General features: G+C 70.5%; 15 protein-coding genes. 10 read left to right on the plus strand and 5 right to left on the minus strand.

Annotation, left to right across the window (positions count from 1 at the left end; genetic code table 11):
- Positions 1 to 6 precede the first annotated feature (6 nt).
- The 3 genes from C7474_RS12810 to C7474_RS12820 form a co-directional block, all read right to left on the minus strand.
- Complete coding sequence (locus C7474_RS12810; RefSeq protein ID WP_121060448.1) at positions 7 to 855, minus strand: universal stress protein; 849 nt, start codon at positions 853 to 855, stop codon at positions 7 to 9.
- 179 nt (positions 856 to 1,034) lie between these two features.
- The gene (locus tag C7474_RS12815; protein ID WP_121060450.1) at positions 1,035 to 1,949 is read right to left on the minus strand and encodes a response regulator transcription factor; all 915 of its coding nucleotides are present in this window, start codon (positions 1,947 to 1,949) and stop codon (positions 1,035 to 1,037) included.
- Between the two features lie 53 nt (positions 1,950 to 2,002).
- Complete coding sequence (locus C7474_RS12820; protein ID WP_241965238.1) at positions 2,003 to 3,031, minus strand: glycoside hydrolase family 6 protein; 1,029 nt, start codon at positions 3,029 to 3,031, stop codon at positions 2,003 to 2,005.
- A 174-nt stretch (positions 3,032 to 3,205) separates the two neighbouring features.
- On the opposite strand from C7474_RS12820, the gene C7474_RS12825 reads away from it, so the two are divergent.
- Positions 3,206 to 4,129, plus strand: coding sequence for a hypothetical protein (locus tag C7474_RS12825; protein WP_121060453.1), 924 nt, complete (start codon positions 3,206 to 3,208; stop codon positions 4,127 to 4,129).
- A gap of 187 nt (positions 4,130 to 4,316) precedes the next feature.
- Here the strand turns inward: C7474_RS12825 and C7474_RS12830 are convergent, their stop codons facing one another.
- Positions 4,317 to 5,774, minus strand: a complete 1,458-nt coding sequence (locus C7474_RS12830) for a glycosyltransferase family 2 protein (protein ID WP_121060455.1) — start codon at positions 5,772 to 5,774, stop codon at positions 4,317 to 4,319.
- 126 nt (positions 5,775 to 5,900) lie between these two features.
- Here C7474_RS12830 and C7474_RS12835 point away from each other — a divergent pair, with 126 nt between their 5' ends.
- The 8 genes from C7474_RS12835 (at position 5,901) to C7474_RS12870 (ending at position 14,631) form a co-directional block, all read left to right on the plus strand.
- Entirely contained in the window at positions 5,901 to 7,586 is a 1,686-nt protein-coding gene (locus tag C7474_RS12835) for a sensor histidine kinase (protein WP_121060457.1), read from the plus strand.
- Positions 7,583 to 8,686 carry a hypothetical protein gene (locus C7474_RS12840; RefSeq protein ID WP_121060459.1) on the plus strand — a complete coding sequence of 368 codons (1,104 nt, stop codon included), beginning with the start codon at positions 7,583 to 7,585 and terminating at the stop codon, positions 8,684 to 8,686. The genes C7474_RS12835 and C7474_RS12840 overlap by 4 nt, the downstream gene beginning before the upstream one ends.
- A gap of 60 nt (positions 8,687 to 8,746) precedes the next feature.
- A complete protein-coding gene (locus tag C7474_RS12845; RefSeq protein ID WP_121060461.1) occupies positions 8,747 to 9,358 on the plus strand; it encodes a hypothetical protein in 612 nt (203 codons plus the stop codon).
- A 5-nt stretch (positions 9,359 to 9,363) separates the two neighbouring features.
- Entirely contained in the window at positions 9,364 to 10,281 is a 918-nt protein-coding gene (locus tag C7474_RS12850; RefSeq protein WP_158597351.1) for a nucleotidyltransferase family protein, read from the plus strand.
- A 78-nt stretch (positions 10,282 to 10,359) separates the two neighbouring features.
- Positions 10,360 to 11,091 (plus strand): response regulator transcription factor, encoded by a 732-nt coding sequence (locus tag C7474_RS12855; protein WP_121060463.1) that lies wholly within the window; start codon positions 10,360 to 10,362, stop codon positions 11,089 to 11,091.
- Positions 11,092 to 11,095: 4 nt separating this feature from the next.
- Positions 11,096 to 12,739, plus strand: coding sequence for a sensor histidine kinase (locus tag C7474_RS12860; protein ID WP_121060465.1), 1,644 nt, complete (start codon positions 11,096 to 11,098; stop codon positions 12,737 to 12,739).
- Positions 12,736 to 13,863 (plus strand): hypothetical protein, encoded by a 1,128-nt coding sequence (locus C7474_RS12865; RefSeq protein ID WP_121060468.1) that lies wholly within the window; start codon positions 12,736 to 12,738, stop codon positions 13,861 to 13,863. Before C7474_RS12860 ends, C7474_RS12865 begins: the two co-directional genes overlap by 4 nt.
- Positions 13,864 to 14,058: 195 nt before the next feature.
- Positions 14,059 to 14,631, plus strand: coding sequence for a hypothetical protein (locus tag C7474_RS12870; protein ID WP_121060470.1), 573 nt, complete (start codon positions 14,059 to 14,061; stop codon positions 14,629 to 14,631).
- A 9-nt stretch (positions 14,632 to 14,640) separates the two neighbouring features.
- Here C7474_RS12870 and C7474_RS12875 read toward each other — a convergent pair whose 3' ends face one another.
- Positions 14,641 to 15,957, minus strand: coding sequence for a hypothetical protein (locus tag C7474_RS12875; protein WP_147436725.1), 1,317 nt, complete (start codon positions 15,955 to 15,957; stop codon positions 14,641 to 14,643).
- 42 nt (positions 15,958 to 15,999) lie between these two features.
- Between C7474_RS12875 and C7474_RS12880 the strand changes: the two genes are divergently transcribed.
- Positions 16,000 to 17,481, plus strand: a complete 1,482-nt coding sequence (locus C7474_RS12880) for a tyrosine-protein kinase domain-containing protein (RefSeq protein WP_121060475.1) — start codon at positions 16,000 to 16,002, stop codon at positions 17,479 to 17,481.

Consider the following 17,481-nt stretch of genomic DNA (forward strand, 5'->3'; position numbering starts at 1 on the left):
GGCGGTTCAGCGCACGACAGCGGTGACGGTGCTGAGGCGCGAGAGCACCTCGTGGCTCACCGAACCGAGCAGGAACCGCGCGATCGCCCCACGCCCGTGCGTGCCGACCACGGCCATCCGCGCGGTCTGCGCCGCCTCGTCGATGACCTGGGACGGGAACCCCTGCTCGACGCGGCGGATCACCTCGAGATCGGGATGGTCGCTCGCGATGCCGGCGAGCGCGAGCGCCTGGATCTCCTCGGTCGTCGCCTGCATGTTCGTCAGGTACAGCTCGGGGTAGACGGCGAGGTCGTTGCGGGGCGCGGCCAACGGCGTCCACACGCTCACGACGGTGAGCGGCTCGCCCAGCCGGTCGGCCTCGGCCGCCGCGAAGCGCAGCGCGTGCTCCGAGACCTGACCGCCGTCGACGCCGACCACCACGCCGCGGCGGCCTTTGGGATCGATGTCGGGCACGACGACCACCGGGCAGTGCGCACCCGCGGCGAGGCGGATACCGTGGGCGCCGCGCGCGGGGCCCTGACCCTGGCCGCGGTAGTCGCTGCCGATGACGAGCAGATCGGCCGACTCCGACGCCTCGAGCAGCACCGCGACCGGGTTGCCCGCCTCGACCCGGGTCGTGACGGTGAGCGTCGGGTGGGCCTCGGCGATCCGCTCCGCAGCGGTGGCCAGGTTCGCGGCGGCGGCATCCATCGCCTGCACGAGCACGTCGCCCTCGCCGACGGCGCCGATCGCCCCGCCGACGACCGAGATGAGCGTGAGATCGTGCCGACGTTCGGCTGCGCGCGCGACCGCCCACTCCAGTGCCCGGGCCGCAGCCGGGGCCGCGGTCACTCCGACGATGATGTTGGTCGACATGGACATCCCCTCCCTTGGGTACATCTCTGTCTCTCCCACGTTACGCGGCGCGGGTGGGGTGAGCACGAGCGCGGGCCGTGCATTTCGCCGAACCCTCACCTCTGGGGCGAACCCTCGGTCTCAGGGCGGCCCAGGACCGAGGGTTCGGCCCGGGACCGAGGGTTCGGCGGGAGAGCAGATCAGATCTCGGCGGTCAGCCGGTAGCCCACGCCGCGCACCGTCTCGATGTAGCGCGGGTTGCTCGGGTCGTCGGCGAGCTTGCGGCGCAGATTCGTCATGTGCGCCTCGATCGCGCGCTTGTCGGCATCCCCCACGAAGTACGTCGTGACGTACGACTCACCGCGCAGCACGAGCGCGAGGTCGGCCTTGCTGCGCACGCGCCGCTTCGACTCCATCAGCGCGTTCAGCAGGTCGAACTCGGTGCGCGTCAACTCGAGCTCACGATTGCCGAGGCGGACGAGCCGCGAATCGGGGTCGAGCTGCAGATCGCGGTGCACGAGCCACGACTCCTGCGCCTGCACGACCTGCGTGGCCGGAGCGTCGGCGACCGGACGCAGCACGATCGCGCCGTCCGAGGTGGTGACGATCTGCTCCCCCGCGTCTGCAGGGGCGTGGGCGACCGACGCATCGGATGCGGCCTGCACCGGCACCGAACGGGTCGGGAATGACGGCCCCACCCTGTCCTGCGTCGGAGCCGCGGCCGGGGTCGACCCGGCGCGCGGGCGCCGCAGCAGCGCCTCGATGCGGGCCCGCAGCTCCCGCGGACGGAACGGCTTCGTGATGAACTCGTCGGCTCCGGCCGCAAGGCCCAGCACGACGTCGGCCTCGTCGCCGAGTCCGGTCATCATGACGATGTAGGTGTCGCTGCGCTGGCGGATGCGGCGCGCGGCCTCGAACCCGTCCATTCCCGGCATGTTGACGTCGAGCGTTGTCACGAGAGGCTGATACGCCTCGACCGCACGGATGCCGTCGATGCCGTTTCCGACGGTGATCGTCGAGAATCCTGCGGCCTCGAGAACGTCGGCGAGCATGTGCCGGACCTCGGGGTCATCCTCGATGATGACGGCGGTCTTGTCCGTCGCGTCGTCACTCATGTCACACTCCTCACCCTGGTCGCCATGCTACACAGCGCCGATATACCGGCCCGTCACCCGACCGCGTCGCGGGTCAGATCCACCGCACCCTGCGGCCACCAGTTCCCGGCATCCGGACCCCCGTTGCACGTGCCGTCGCTCTCGCCCGGCACCTTGATCCACAGGTTCGTGTCGACGACGTCATCGCCGTAGGTGCCGGGGGCGTCGCCGACGAGCCGTCCCGGCGGATTGCACCACTGTCCGTCGGAGCCGGCGCCGTTGCGGGAGGTGTCGATGATCGCGTGCGCACCGCCGCCGAGGGCATCGGACAGCCGGTGGGCGTACGCGAACTCGTCGGCGGTCGTGTTGAAGTTCGAGACGTTGAGCGAGAAGCCCCGCACCCCGTCGAGTCCGACGTACTGCAGGTACGACGCCATGTCGGCGGCGCTGTGCCAGTTCGAGTGTCCGCCGTCGAGGTACACCCAGACGCCGGGAAGCTGCAGCTTCGCGACCACCTGACGCAGCTGCAGCGCGCGGTCCTCGAGATTGCCGCACTCGTCGGCGAGGGCGATCGAGTCGGGCTCGAGCACGACGACGCGCATCAGATCGTCGGCAGCCGCGAGCGCGTCGGCGATCTCGGTCGTCCAGACGTCGTAGTCGGGGCCGTCGAGTCCGCCCGCGGAGTGGTTGCCGCAGTCGCGCTCGGGCAGTCCGTAGATCACGACGGCGAGCGCGGCATCCTGCTCGCGCGCCTCGGCCGCGAGGGTCTCGATGCGCGTCCCCGCCGCGCCGATCGGGTCGCGTTCGGGCGTGAGCCACCACGCCGTCGGCTGCTCGGCGAGGTAGGCCGCGGCATCCGCTTCAGGTGTCCCGGCGGTGGCGGATGCGGTGGCGGTCGCGGCGCTCGAATCGGCGGCGACGGCGAACCGTGTTCCGACACCCGGCGGCTCGGGATCGTGCGGGGTCACCAGCGCGATCACGACGGCCGTCGCCCCCGCCGCGAAGAGCAGCAGCACCGCGAGCAGCGTCGCGGTGAGCGTGTGCCGACGCCGGCGCCGCGTCGTGGCGCGGTGCGCATCGGCGGCTGCGGAAGTGGGGGACACGGGGTCGATCGTACGGGGTCGAGGTTTCCTCCCCATGTCGCCCGCGGCTCGCATCCGTCCCCGAATCCGCCTCTCCGGCGCCTGCTCCGCGCCCGCCATCGGCACACTCGGCGCATGACACCGCATCGCACGGGCCTCCGGCTCGAAACACACGCAGGCCTCCGGACGGCGGGCGTGACGCAGCGCGCCATCGTCGACGCGGTCGACGGCGGTGCGCTCATCCGGCTATCGCGGGGTCTCTACGTCTCCGCCGCGGACTGGCGCAGCGCGCGCACCGAGCAGCGTGAGCTTCTGCACGTCGCTGCGGCCCAGCGGCGGCTGCGTCTGGAGCGACCGCTGTTCGTGCTCTCCTCGGCCGCCGCGTTGCACGGGCTCCCCCTGGCACGCGCATCAGCCCGAGGTGCCCACATCGCCTCGGCCCGGTCGAACGGCCGAGTGCGGTCGCGCAACCCGCTCGTCGCGCGACATGAGATCGAGGTCGCAGAAGCCGACGTGGTCGAGGTAGACGGCATCTGCTGTACCTCCGTGACACGCACGGTCGCCGATCTCGCTCGCCTCGCACGACCCGAGACAGCCTTGGCTGCGGCGGATGCGGCACTGCGCGCGATCGCCTGGGACCACGACGATCATGTCTACGACGACAATGCCGCCGAGGCGTACCGGTCGGCGATGCTCGCTCACCTGCGGACCGGAGCGCGCGGCGTGGTGCAGGCACGACGCCTGCTCACCCTCGCGGACGGTCGCGCCGATCGGCCGGGTGAGAGTATCAGCCGGCTGTATCTGCACGAGATCGGGTTCCGGAACATCCGTCCGCAAGTGCCCGTCGCCGGGCCACACGGGTCGCCGTATTGGCTCGACTTCTCCCTCGACGACGCCGATGTCTGGGCCGAGTTCGATGGGCTGGGCAAGTACGTCGACGACGCGTTCCGCCGTCAGGGCGAGTCGGCCGACGACGTCGTGCTGCGAGAGAAGGAGCGGGAGGACTGGATCCGCGGCGCCACCGGGCGCCGTGTGGTCCGCTGGAACTGGGAGCACATCGCCTCCGCGGATACGCTCGCCGCCCGCCTCGCCGCGTTCGGCATCCGCCCGCGCCCCTGACCCGTGCCCCACCCCTGCCGAACCCTCACCCCTGGGCCGAACCCTCCGTTCCGGGGCGGCCTGGGACCGAGGGTTCGGCCTGGGACCGAGGGTTCGGCGCAAAACTCGGGCCGCAACCAGAAAGGCGCCCCGGCCGTGCGGGGCACGACCGGGGCGCTGGTTCTGACGCGAAACGGGTGGGAGTGCGTCAGACCTTGTAACCGTGCTGGCGACGCACGAGCTTGAAGAACATCGAGAGGGTCTGGATGACGGTGATGACACCGACGATGGGCCAGCCGATCCACAGGATCGTGGACTGCACCATGATCGGCAGCATCATCCAGATCGCGACCATGGCCGCGACGATCGCGACGGCGAAGATGAGCGGGGTCCAGTGCCCGAAGCCGCCACCGCGCTCGGCTTTGGCCTGCATGGCCCAGTTGTCGACCTTCTTGCGGGAAAGGAAGCGCGTCCACGACCGCAGGAAGTGCGAGCAGCGGATCCACATGTAGATCTCCGCGGGCGCCAGGGTCAGGCCGAACAGCACGTCGCGAGTGGAGCGGTTGTTCATGGTCATCGCCATGCGCGTGTTCAGCGCGATGGCCACGACTGGCGGGATCAGCCACCAGAACGAGAAGACGAAGGCCCCGATCGACAGCGACGCCGCGAGCAGCGTCACGAACGCGATGCGCACGAACATGTTCATGAGCATGTCGAAGTGCTCCAGCCACCGGACGCGCAGGTTCGGGTGGAACGGCTGCCCCTTCGTGTCGCCGCGCTGGCCGGGCCACATGAGCTCGATGGCGCCGTAGGTCCACTTGACCTGCTGCGCGTCGAGCGCGCGCAGGGTCGTCATGCCGCCCACGTCGGCGCGGGCGAACGGGCTGATCTTGGTGAGGTAGCCGGCGCTCTTGATCTGCAGCGACAGTAGCGAGTCCTCCACCTCGGAGTCCTTCACCCACGGCGTCATCTGACGGTTCTCGCGCATCACGTCGCGCAGGGCCTGCGTCGAGAAGATCGAGAACTGCCCGCCGAGCACGGCCATGTTGCGACCGCGCAGCAGGTTGTGCAGGTTGAACGCGGCGAACTGCGAGCGCTGACCGGTGATGAGGAACTTCGCGAGGAACCCGGTGATCGGCTTCTCGTCGATCGAGTAGATCGCCGAGATGCCGCCGATGCGGGTGTCGGCGACGGCCTCCGCTTCGAGGTACTCGACGGCGCGGTCGTCGGCGACGGTGTCGCCGTCGACGCCGAGCAGGTAGTCGTAGCCCTCGACGAGCGTGTAGCCGTAGTTGAGCGCGCCGACCTTCTTGTCGGGGTTCTTGCCGATGTCGTGGACGAAGACCTCGGTGAACTGGTCGCCGAGCACGGTGCTGAGCTCGTGCGGACCGGCATACTGCGACGCGATCTTCACGGTCGCGTCGGTCGTGTTGTTGACGACCACGTGGATGACGTCGGGCACACGCGTCTGACGCAGCAGGCTCGCGATCACATCGGCGATCGACTCCTCCTCGTTGTACGCCGGGATGACGCAGCCGATCGTGGAGCGGTGCGTCGTGCCCTCGTCGAGCACGTCGGCGAAGTCGTCGGGGAAGGAGTTCTCCAGCGTGTGGATCTGCTCGTCCTCGTTGCTGCGCTCGTAGCGGGCGACGTCGTTCGTGGTCATGGCATCAACTATGGCGGGCGAAACGCAAGATTCCGCACGCGCCCCGACCCCGGACCCGCAAGGTTTCCGCAAGGCTTGCGCAACGCGCCTCGGATGCCGTCACGGCGGCGTCGATAGACTCGCGGCATGTCAGGGGAAGGAGAGGCGCGCATCAGTTCGCGCTCCCGGTCCATCTGGCTGTGGCAGCTCGTGCTGACGGCCGCGGTGGTCGTGCTGACGCTCGTGCTGCTGGTGCTCTCGCCCGACCTGCTGTCGACGATCACGATTCCGCTCGGGATCGGCATGGTGATCGCGACGACCGTGGTCGTCATGCTCGTCCCGTGGGACCGCGTCAGCACGCGGATCGTCGCCCTCATCCCCTTCTCGGGGATCGTCTCGATCGGCGCGCTCGCGTGGGGGTCGGACCTGCGCATGGGGTTCCTCTGGGTCTTCCCGCTCGCGTGGCTCGCGACCTATTACCGCATCGCGTGGATCGGCGGCCTGGTGCTGGTCGCCGCCCTCATCGTGCTCGACGCGGTGACCCACCAGGCGAACACGAGCGCGAGCCTGCGCTTCACGATCGTGCTGTTGTCGCTGACGTTCCTCGCGATCACGATCAACATGGAGTCGCGCAAGACCGGCGCCGCCACCCGCCTGCTGCGGCGCCAGAGCGCGCGGCTCGAGGAGACGATCCGGCGCGTCCGGGCCCAGGAGCGGCGCGTCAATCAGATGCTCAACGGGCTGGAGGCCGGCATCGCCCGCGTCGACCGGCACGGACAGCTGCTCGCCGCCAACGACTCCTACATCGCCCTGTACGGCCTCGACCGCCGCGACCTGACCCAGCCGGGCTCTTCGGTCGAGTATGACGGCCACGGCGGCACCGCGCTGCGCGAGGCCGAGCGACCCCGTGCCCGCGCTGCACGCGGCGAGCGCTTCACCGACGAGCGGATGTGGCTGTTCGACGCCCAAGGCGAGTGGCACACCGTCAACGCCTCCACCGTCGATCTCGTGAGCGGGCCCGGCGAGCCCGACGTCACGATGCTCATCGTCACCGACGTCACCGCCGCCGAGGCGGCGCAGCAGGCGACGCGCACGATGGCGCGGACCGTCTCGCACGAACTCTCCAACCCATTGACGGCGATCCTCGGCTACACCGATCTGCTCCTCGACGACGACGCACTCACCGACCGGCAACGAGAACGGCTCGAGCTCGTCGAGGCGGCCGGGCAGCGGATGGAGCGCCTCATCGCCGACGTGCTGCGCGCGGGAGGCACGGCCCAGCCCGCCGAGGCCCCCCGCCGCCTCGTCGACCTGCGCGAGGTGCTCACGGCATCCGCGGAGTCGTTCTCCCCCGCCGCGCGCCTCGGCGACGTCGCCCTCGAGGTGGCGGGCGGCGACCCGCTGCCGGTCATGGCCGACGCGTTCCGCGTGCGCCAGGTCTTCGACAACCTCATCAGCAATGCCGTCAAGTACACGCCGCCCACCGGGGAAGTGTCGGTGACCGCGAGCGCCGACGACCGTGAGGCCGTCGTCGTCATCCGCGACTCGGGGATCGGCATCGCCGCCGACGACCTGCCGCTCGTGTTCACCGACTACTTCCGCGCCGGCACGGCACTGGAGAGCGGCACCCCCGGCACGGGCCTCGGGATGGGTATCGCGCGCGCGATCGTCGAGCAGCATTCGGGCACCCTGGGCATCGAGAGCACGCCCGGCGTCGGCACGACCATCACGCTGCGGATGCCCCTCACCGACGTGACCGAGGCCGACCTCGGCCCCACCGACACCCAGCAGATCCGCGTCGTGCGCGGCGGCGACACGAAGGAGTCCACGTGATCGGGCTGGAACTGGCCCACGTCGCCCTGTCGACGGTCGCGTCGATGATCATGATCGGGCTGGGATTCCTCGCCCGCCCGAGCCGTGCGACCGCACTGTGGTCGCTGACGTTCGTGCTGGCGATGGTCAGCTCGTACGGACAGCTGGCCGGTGTCTCCATGGACAACGAGACCCTGCGCGTCGCGTCGCTCGGCGCCATCCTCGGGGCGCCCGTCCTGATCTGGTCGGGTCTGCGCGCGTTCCGCGGCGCCGTCGCGGTCCCGTGGGCCACGATCCTCGTGGCCGGCGGAGCGGCGACGGCGTTCGCCTTGGCCTCCGACACGACCGCGTTCGCGTGGACGTTCCGGCTGGCCTATACGGTGACCGCGGTCTTCGCGGGGCTGACCCTGTGGGAGCTCATCCGCCGACCTGAGCGCGGTGGCGGCACGTCGTTCCCCTTGAGCCTGTTCTCCGCGGCCTTCGTCGCGATGGCGGCTCTGAGCCTCATCACCGGTATCTTCGCCCCGACGGCCGAAGCGTCGGGGCTCGGGCTGCTGCGCGACGTGAACCTGCTCGGGATGCTCATCTACATCACGTGCGCGCTGATCACCCTCCTCTTCCTCGCGCGAGGCACGGCCGGCGGTCGCACCGCGGCATCCGCGTCGCAGTTCGAGACGGTGGCGGCCGACCGGCTCGAGCGCGCCCAGGCGGCCGGCGAGCGGTCGTGGGCGCTGCTGGTGGTCACCCTCGACGACAGCGCGGATCTGCGGCTGGCCGCGGGCGAAGCGGGCTACGCCGGCATCGCGTCGCGCTTCGTGCGGGAGGTGCGCGAGGCGATGCCGACCGACGCCGACGTGGGGCGGCTCGACGCGTCGACGTGCGCGATCCTCATCGCCCGCCCGGCGGCGGTGCTCTCGGAGCAGATCAGCACCCTGCTGCACGACATCACCACTCCCGGCGGAGCGGGCACCGAGGCCATCCCGGTGTCGGCGTCGGTCGGGTGGGCCGCGCCCGCCGAGCACGGATACCGCCTCGACGACACCCTCGCCGCCGCGCGCGCCGCCGCCGTCGCGGCCGCCGTCGCCGGCGGCGATCGCTGGGTGCGCGCGGGCCTCGCCTGACCGGGCCGGTCTCGCGGTGCCTCTAGACTGACGCGGACCACACACCCCAGGGGGATTCGCATGCCGACACGACGGGCCGCACGACTCGCCGCGACCTTCGCCGCGGGTGCGCTCGCGCTCACCCTCGCCGGATGCGGCGCCCCACCGTGGGCCGACGGCGACGGAGCGAGCGCCAGCCCTTCGGCCTCGACCACCCCGACGACCGTGCCGACGCCGGTGTCGAACGACCTGTCGACCGGATCGACGCAGCGCACCATCGCCGCCGGCGCCGTGACGGCGAACGTGAACTACTGGTCGGATCTGCGCATGGACAAGTGGACGCCGTCGGCCGTCAAGCCGGTGCAGCTGTCGATGGTCACCACCATCACGCCGAACGACGGCCAGAAGGTGTACCTGCAGAAGGCCACGATGACGGCCGTCCCCGGCAACGCGACGCAGTCGTTCGAGGCCCTGGGCGCGCAGGTCGACCAGGCGACCACCTCCCCGGGCTACCTCGTGCTCGACCCGTACAGCTACTCCCAGGTGTTCAACGTGGGCGCGGTCCCGGATGCGGCGACGTTCGTGACGCTGCAGTTCACGTACGACTTCCTCATCCAGACCACGCCGACCTCGAACGAGTACGCGAAGCAGACGGCCACCGACAGCCTCACCGTGGCCATCGCCCAGGGCTGAGCGCCGTGACCACGCCGGCCGCGCCGACGACGACGCTGCGACTCGACGAGGCGAACGAGCTGCTCACGGCGTGGGCGCAGCACCGCGCCCGCGAGCGCGGCATCCGGCTGCTCGTCCTCAAGGGGCGCCCTCTCTCGGATGACGGTCTGCGCGCGGCCCGCGTCTCGGCCGACGTCGACGTGCTCGTCGAGCCGGCACGGTTCGACGAGTACTGCGCGGTGGTGCTCGACGCCGGGTGGGAGGAGTTCCCGAGCACCTTCGCGAGCGCGCACTTCACGCTGCACTCTCGCTCGTTCCGCAAGAACGGCTGGCCGAACTCGTTCGACGTGCACAGCGAGTACCCCGGCTTCCTGCGCGACCGCGTCGCGGTGTTCGAGGCCCTATGGGACGGGCGGCGTGAGGCGGCGTTCGCACATCAGCCGTGCGACATCCCGAGCCGGGCCGCGAACGTGCTCGTGCTCGCGTTGCATTCCCTGCGCGGCACGCACACGCAGGAACGGCATCGCGCCGAACTGCAGCACCTGCAGGCGGCGTCGTTCACGGCCGACGAGCGGCAGGCGATCGGCGAGGTCGCCGAGCGCACCGGAGCGGCGACCGCGATCCCCGCCTTCCTCGAAGGCATCGGCGTGGCGGTGGCGACGGACCCCGACCTCGCCCGCGGGGCAGCGGCCCGCGAGTGGCGGCGCAAGGTCGCCGAGGCCGACGGCGCGGCCGCATCCTGGCTGCTCCTCGTTGCCCGGGCCCCCTGGCGCGAGAAGCCGGTGATCGTCGCCCGAGCGCTCTGGCCGAGTCGGCGCGACTTCGCCATCAACCACCCCGAGATCCCCGATCGCGTGTGGCCGCAGCTGCACGGGCGCCTGGCCCGGCTCGGCCGCGGATTCCGGCGGCTTCCCGTCGTGGCGCGGTCGCGGGCCCGGCGCTGACCGGAACATCTTTCTCGTTCTGGCAGAATCATCGAAAACCGACGCACCCCCGAGCGTCGAGAACCAGGAGTGCACGCCATGGGGCGCAACACCGCGGTCGTGATCGACGACGACCCCGACGTGCGTGCATTGATCGTCAACATCCTCTCCAGCTCGGGGTTCGACGTCATCGAGACCGACAACGGCGTCGAGGGCGTCGAGGCGGTCTTCTCCCACGACCCCGTGATCACGACGCTCGACGTCAACATGCCCGGCATCGACGGCTACGAGACGGCCCGCCGCATCCGCGAGCGCAGCAGCACCTACATCGTCATCATCACGGCGCTCACCGATGAGGCCGACGCGGTGCTCGGCTTCAGCGTCGGCGCCGACGACGTCGTCGTGAAACCGTTCCGCGCCCGGGAGCTGCGGGCCCGGCTGCTCGCCGCGCAGCGCCGGCAGGTCTCCACCGCCACCCCCGCCGTGGGCGCCCCCGTCATCGACACGCTCGGCTGGAACGGACTCAAACTCGTCCGCGGCGCGCACGTCGTCACCGTCGACGACGAACCCGTCTCCCTCACCCGCACCGAGTTCGACCTGCTCGCCACCATCCTCGAGTCGGCGCCCGACGTGCGTTCCAAAGCCGACCTCGTGCACTCGGTGCGCGACGATCCTCGGCTGTTGCCGGTGCGCGACGCCGACGAACGTGCGATCGAGACGCACATGGCGAACCTGCGCCGCAAGCTCGGTGAATCGGCGGCGACGCCCCGGTTCATCGAGACCGTGCGCGGCGTGGGCTATCGGGCGATCACGAGCCCCGTCGAGGTGTGACCTCGTGACGGGGCCGGAAGCCGCCATCCGCGCCCCCCGCACCGGGGCGTGGGGCGATGTGCGCTCGCGCTCCATCTGGCGCTGGCAGCTCATCTTCGCGGCGAGCGCCGTGACGGCCGTCGTGATCTACGTGCTGCTGTCGCCCCATCTCTTCGCCGACGTGGGCTTCGTGTGCGGCATCGCGGCGGTCGTGGTGCTCTCGGGCGCGTCGCTGGTGCTGCCGTGGCACCGGATGCCGGCATCCGCCGTGCTCGTCCTCCCCCTCGCCGATGCCGTCGCCGTCGGTCTGATGTCGCAGAGCGGCGAGTCCCGCGCCTCGCTGCTGTGGGTGTTCCCCATCGCCTGGGTCGCGACGTACTACGGCTTCCCTGCCCTGCTCGCCCTCCTGGGCGTCATCGCGGGGATGCTCGCCGTCGACGTGCTGCAGGCCGGCATCTCGGCCGCGCAGTCGCAGCGAGCGCTCATCATCCTGCTCTGCTTCGGATTCATGGGCGTGACCGTGCAGTTGGGGGCGCGACGTGCCCGCGCCTACCGGGAGCTGCTGGGACGGCAGCTCGATCAGGTCGACCGGATGCGGCAGCGCTCCGAACGGCAGAACCGGCGGATCGAGCTGCTCGCCGACACCTTGGACACCGGCATCGCACTGATCGACCGGGACGGCGTTCTGCTGGATGCCAACGCGGCCTTCCTGCGCATGTACGGCGCGACCGCCATCCCGGATTTCTCGGCGTCGGGTGCGATCGAGTACAGCGATTACCGCGGCACGGTCGTCGCCCCGGGCGAGACGATCGTCGATCACGCCATCGCCGGTGTCCGACTGGAGGACCGCCGCGCGTGGCTGCACGGGCGGGACGGGCAATGGCGGGCGATCGAAGTCTCGACTCGATCCGTCGCGGGCGAGGGCGACGAGTACAGCGGCACCCTCATGGTCATCCGCGACGTCACCGTGGCCGCCGATTCCGAGCGCGAGCGTCAGACCGTCGCGACGATCGTCTCGCACGAGTTGCGCAACCCGCTCACCGCGATCACCGGCCACGTCGAGCTGCTGCTCGAGCGCGACGACCTCCCCGACGATGTGCTGCGCCAGCTGGCGGTCGTCGACAACGCCGGGCAGCGGATGGAGCGGCTCATCACCTCGACGCTCGACCGCTACCGCCCCGAAGCCCCGCACCGTGAGGCCGTCCTGCTGCGCACGATCACGGAATCCTCCCTCACGGCCTTCGCGGCGAGCGCCGGCAACGCGCAGGTCGAGCTGACGAGTGATCTGACCGACGACTGCCCGGTGGTCGCCGATGCGTTCGCCCTGCGCCAGGCCGTCGACAATCTGGTCGGCAACGCGGTGAAGTACACCGCGCGCGGAGGCGCGGTGCGCGTCAGCCTGCACGCCCTCGAGGACAGTGCCCGACTCACGGTCAGCGACTCCGGCATCGGCATGGGGGCCGACGACGTCGCCCGCATCTTCGACCGAGGCTTCCGGTCGGCGGCCGCGCGCGCCAGCGGCATCCCGGGCACGGGACTCGGGATGGCGCAGGTGCGTGAGGTCGTCGACGAGCACGGCGGCTCCCTGCACATCACGAGCGAGCTGGGGCGCGGGACGACCGTCGAACTCGATCTGCCGATGAGCGCCGTCCGGGAGGCCGTCCGATGATCGACAACGCCGTCGTGATCTCCCTCGTTGCGATCGCCACCCTCTGCACCGTCGTCTACATCGGTCTCGGTTTCCTTCCGCGGCCCAGCCGCGCCGCCGCGTGGTGGTCGTCGGCGTTCATCGTCTTCATGCTCGCCGGGTATGTCTGGATCGCCGCGGACGCTACGGGCTCGACCGCCGTGCGGGCCGTCGCATCGGGCATCATGCTCGGCGCGCCGGGACTCATCTGGGCGGGGCTGCGCATCGACCGCGGAATGCACCCCGGCGCCCGCGCGTGGTGGCCCGCCGCGGCATGGACCCTAGTCGCCCCCGTCGCGCTGCTGCTGACGTCGGACCAGCCATGGTTCTTGACGGTCGTGCGCGTCACGTTCGCCGGCGGAGGCGCATTCGCGGCTCTCGTCGTCATCGAGCTGATCCGTCGCGGCGCGCGGTGGCGAGACGAGTCGCTCCCCCTGGGGCTCGTCAGCGGTGGGTACGTGTTCCTGGCCATGCTCAATCTGTTCCACGAGGTCGTGCGACTGGCGACCGGAGCGGCCGCCGAGGTCGCCCTCGACGACACGCGCAGCCTCAACATCCTCGGGTCGCAGCTGTTCGTCATCTGCGCGGCCTTCACGCTGTTGCTGTTCACGAGAGGCAGCGATGCGGCGCCGCCGGTCGATCGCACGTTCGCGTCGGTCGCGCGCGATCGGCTCACCCGCGCAGAGGCCGTCGGCGATCGCTGGTGGTCGGTGATCGTCGTGCGTCTCGACGACCCCGAAGCCCTGCGCGTCGCGTCGAGCACCAACGCGTTCGACCACCTGTCCGCGCGGTTCCGCGACACGGTCGTGCGGTCACTGCCGGCGGATGCCGATCTCGAGCGACGGGGCGACGTCGAATTCGTCGTGCTGCTGCCGCGCCCGGAGGGTGCCGTACGGCAGGTGCTCGCCCGGCTGCTGTCCGACGTCGCCGCGACCGGCGAGGGCTCCGCCGTGGGGGTGCGCCCCTCGGCGAGCGTCGGGTGGGCCCAGGTCGAGGTCGTCGGTTACGACCTGGGCGACCTGGTCGAGGCTGCTGATGCCGCCGCGCTCCGCGCTCACGCCCTGGGCGGCGATCGCTGGGACCGCACGACCCCGCCGGTGTCCTGACCCGCGATTCCTCAGGAATAGCTCAAGTCGGCTGAAGAGTCCCTCAAGTAGCTGAAGTCCCCCATTTGGGGGACATACCGTCGGTATCGGAGCAGCGCACATGGGGCCCGGATCCCGAAATCCGGTGGCGCTGCTCCCACAACTTACTGGGTACGGGACAGGGGGCTCTCCCGAGAAGTGTTTCTGGGGAGAGACATGCAGGACGCTCTGCCGCGCCTCGACGACGCCTTCGACGGGTCGAAGCGCAACGGAATGGACCGTCGTCAGCTGCTCAAGATGGGCGCCTGGGCCGCCCCCGTCATCGTGCTCGCCACCGCCGCCCCCGCCGCCGCCGCGTCGACCGATCCGCCGACGACCGCACCGTACACCCCTCCGAACGTCGTGGCGGTAACCAACGGCGACACAGAGATGCTCCCCCGGTACGTCTCCGGAGCGACTTCGGTGACGGGCAAGCCTTGGTGGGACAACGGCAGCTATATCGACTTCCAAAACCCGAACCGTTTGGGCACGAACCTCTGGATCGAAGGCATTCCCCAGGCCAGCACGCCGCGCTCGGTCTCGGTCTACTTCTACGTGCCCTACTCGACAGGCCCACTCGCGCGTCCGAAGCCATCGCAGTGGGAGTGGTCGATGACGCAGAGCAACTTTTCATCGATGGCAGCCGTCTATGAGCCCCTCAACGCAACTCAGGGCGTATGGCGCCTGGACTTCCTAATGCCATCGTGGGGAACGGACTCTGGCACTCAGTTGTTTGTGAAGACAGCGTGATCGCGACGATCAAAGGGTCTTGATTACGCGTGCCCGGCCTAGCGAGTGGAGGAACTCTCGTACCTCCTCAAGAGCCTGAGTACGCCCCTCCACATCACGTTCCGCCAAACCGCCATCGGCGAGCATGGTCCAGATCAGCGCCGCCGCACCTCCGAGCGCGAGCACTTCAGTGGTAGGCACGTCGAGGTTCAGCACGACGACGCGGGACTCGTCGCCGTACCAGGCCACGTTGTCGGCGATGCGCCAGACGGCCTCCTCGCCGACGGCCAGCACACCGGCATCGACGAGCTCCCCGATGGCGGCGCTCACCAGCTCCTCCGCATCGACACCCTCCGGCGCACCGAAGCGACCGACAGTCGCGGCGACCATCACTTCAGCATCCACGTCGTCGGCGGCCTCCCACAGCGCGGGCGCGATGCCGCCGAGCACGCGCACCATGCCGTTCTCACCGTCGGCCTGCAGCACGACGACGCGGTCGGGGTCTTCGAGGTGCACAGCGTCCAGCACCGCGGCACGCGAGTAGCGACCCTCCCCCGGTGGTGCCGCCGCGATCGGTGCGGGGGCCCAGGTAACAGCGCGCACAGCATCCGTCACCGCAGGCACGGCCTCGGCGAGATCCGACGCGTCGCGGTACCGCCATCGCCGCACCCCACCGGTCCGGCCGAGGGTCTCGGCGATCCACTGCAGCGGACGGTCCATCGCGGCGAGGTAGCTCGTCTGCGTCACGAGCTCGTCGATCACGTCGCCGAGGTCGACGGGCTCGACCCGCGGGGACTCGGGACCGTCGGGCTCGCGGTCGAGCAGCACCACGCCCGCCAACGTCAGTGGCCCGTCCGGCAGCGGCTGCAGCCCCAGATCCGACGGCGCACGCTGCGTCTTCACGGCATCGCCTTCGATGATCGACAGCGGCTTGCGGTACGGGTAGACCCGTCCGTCGCGGTCGATGCCCACCGTCTCGTCCGACACGTAGCCGTAGAGACCGCCGAGCGCCCGCGCGGCGGTGGTCTTGCCCCGGCCCGACGGACCGACGAGCACGATCACCCGCCCATCCGGCAGCGCGAGTCCCGCGGCGTGCAGCATCCACAGCTCGCCCCGGCGCGCGGTGATCGCCTCGAGCGTGACGCGCTGCGACAGATCCGACAGCACCTGCGCATCGGAGCCGCCGGCCGACACCAGCCCGGCCACCGGCACGACGACGACGGGCTCCTCCGCATCCGTCTCAGCATCGCGCCACACCGAGCGCACCGCATCCGCCAGCGCCTCGTCGACGCCCGAGAGGTCCAGCTCGACGACGACGCCGAGCGCCTCGATCAGAAGCCGCCTCACCACACGGGATAGTGTACGGAGGACGAGAAGGAGCGCCGGGCGATGGAACTGCGGGACTACCTGCGCATTCTGCGTGCGCACTGGGTCGGCATCCTGCTGCTCACGATCCTCGGTGCCGCGGTCGGCTACGGGTACTCGGCACTGCAGCCGAAGGTGTACACGGCCAGCGCGAGCGGCATCGTGCAGGCCACCGGCGGCGGCACCGACACCGGGTCGGCCCTCGTGGGCAACCAACTGGCGCAGAGCAAGGTCTCGTCGTACGTCGACATCGGCGGATGGCGTTCGGTCGCCGAGTCGGCGATCGACTACCTCGACCTCGACACGACACCGGAAGCGCTCGTCACGCGGGTGACGGTGTCGAACCCGCTGAACACCGTCATCATCAACGTCTCCGCCGACGGCGCCTCACCGGAGGAGGCGCGCGACCTCGCCGAGGCCTGGGTGCGCGGCATGGTCGAGCAGATCAACATGCTCGAGAACGGCACGCCGGGTCAGGCCGGCGCGGTCACGCTGGTCGCCGGGGAGTCCGCGTCACTGCCGACCGAACCCTCGTCGCCCAACACCCGCCTGAACATCGCGCTGGGCACCCTCATCGGCCTCGCCCTCGGCATCGGGTACGCCGTCATCCGCCACGTGCTCGACCGTCGCGTCCGCGATCCCCGGGCGATCGAACGCGAGACCGGCGTCTCGGTGGTCGGCACCATCCCGCTCGAGAAGCAGCTCACCGACGCCCGCAAGGTGTTCCGGTTCGACACGTCGCTGTCGTCGGCGACCGGCGCGGCGATCACCGAGGCGATGCGCGAGCTGCGCACGAACCTGCAATTCATGGACGTCGACAATCCGCCACGGGTCATCGTCGTCACGAGCCCCATTCCCGGCGACGGCAAATCCACGAGCGCCGCGAACCTCGCCCTGAGCCTCGCCGCCGCCGGACAGCGCACGATCCTCATCGACGCCGACCTGCGCCGCCCCGTCGTCGGCACGGTCTTCGACCTGCCCGAGGGCGCGGGGCTGACCGACGTCCTCGCCGGGCGGGCACGGTTCGAGGATGTCGCCCACCAACCCGATGCCTCCGGCAACCTCCAGGTGCTCACCGCGGGCCGCATCCCACCCAACCCGAGCGAGGTGCTCGGTTCGCAGCGGATGCGCGATCTCGTGCGCGAACTCGGCAACACGTCGACCGTGATCATCGACTCCCCGCCGACCATCCCGGTGACGGATGCCGCCGTGCTCGGGGCCGCCGCGGACGGCGTGCTCCTGGTGGTCTCCGCCGGCCGCACGACCTACGACATGATGCTCAAGGCCCTCGAGAACATCGCGAAGGCCAACGGACGCGTGCTCGGCGTCGTGCTGAACAAGGTGCCCAAGCGCGGTGCCGAGTCGGGTTATTACGGGTACCGCTACCGCGGCGGGTACTACGCCGCCGAACCCGCGCCCACGCGGCGCGCGCTGCGCCGCACCCGCGCACGCGAGCAGGCCGAGACGCACGCGCTCGCGGAGGAGAAGCTCACCTCGGCACCGTAG

Source organism: Microbacterium telephonicum, assembly GCF_003651225.1.
Classification (GTDB): Bacteria; Actinomycetota; Actinomycetes; order Actinomycetales; family Microbacteriaceae; genus Microbacterium; species Microbacterium telephonicum.

Excerpts from the sequence above, each read along its gene's own strand:
- C7474_RS12810 (WP_121060448.1), bottom strand. The coding sequence starts at position 855 with ATGTCGACCAACATCATCGTCGGAGTGACCGCGGCCCCGGCTGCGGCC.
- C7474_RS12815 (WP_121060450.1), bottom strand. The coding sequence starts at position 1,949 with ATGAGTGACGACGCGACGGACAAGACCGCCGTCATCATCGAGGATGAC.
- C7474_RS12830 (WP_121060455.1), bottom strand. The coding sequence starts at position 5,774 with ATGACCACGAACGACGTCGCCCGCTACGAGCGCAGCAACGAGGACGAG.
- C7474_RS12835 (WP_121060457.1), top strand. The coding sequence starts at position 5,901 with ATGTCAGGGGAAGGAGAGGCGCGCATCAGTTCGCGCTCCCGGTCCATC.
- C7474_RS12845 (WP_121060461.1), top strand. The coding sequence starts at position 8,747 with ATGCCGACACGACGGGCCGCACGACTCGCCGCGACCTTCGCCGCGGGT.
- C7474_RS12855 (WP_121060463.1), top strand. The coding sequence starts at position 10,360 with ATGGGGCGCAACACCGCGGTCGTGATCGACGACGACCCCGACGTGCGT.
- C7474_RS12865 (WP_121060468.1), top strand. The coding sequence starts at position 12,736 with ATGATCGACAACGCCGTCGTGATCTCCCTCGTTGCGATCGCCACCCTC.
- C7474_RS12870 (WP_121060470.1), top strand. The coding sequence starts at position 14,059 with ATGCAGGACGCTCTGCCGCGCCTCGACGACGCCTTCGACGGGTCGAAG.
- C7474_RS12880 (WP_121060475.1), top strand. The coding sequence starts at position 16,000 with ATGGAACTGCGGGACTACCTGCGCATTCTGCGTGCGCACTGGGTCGGC.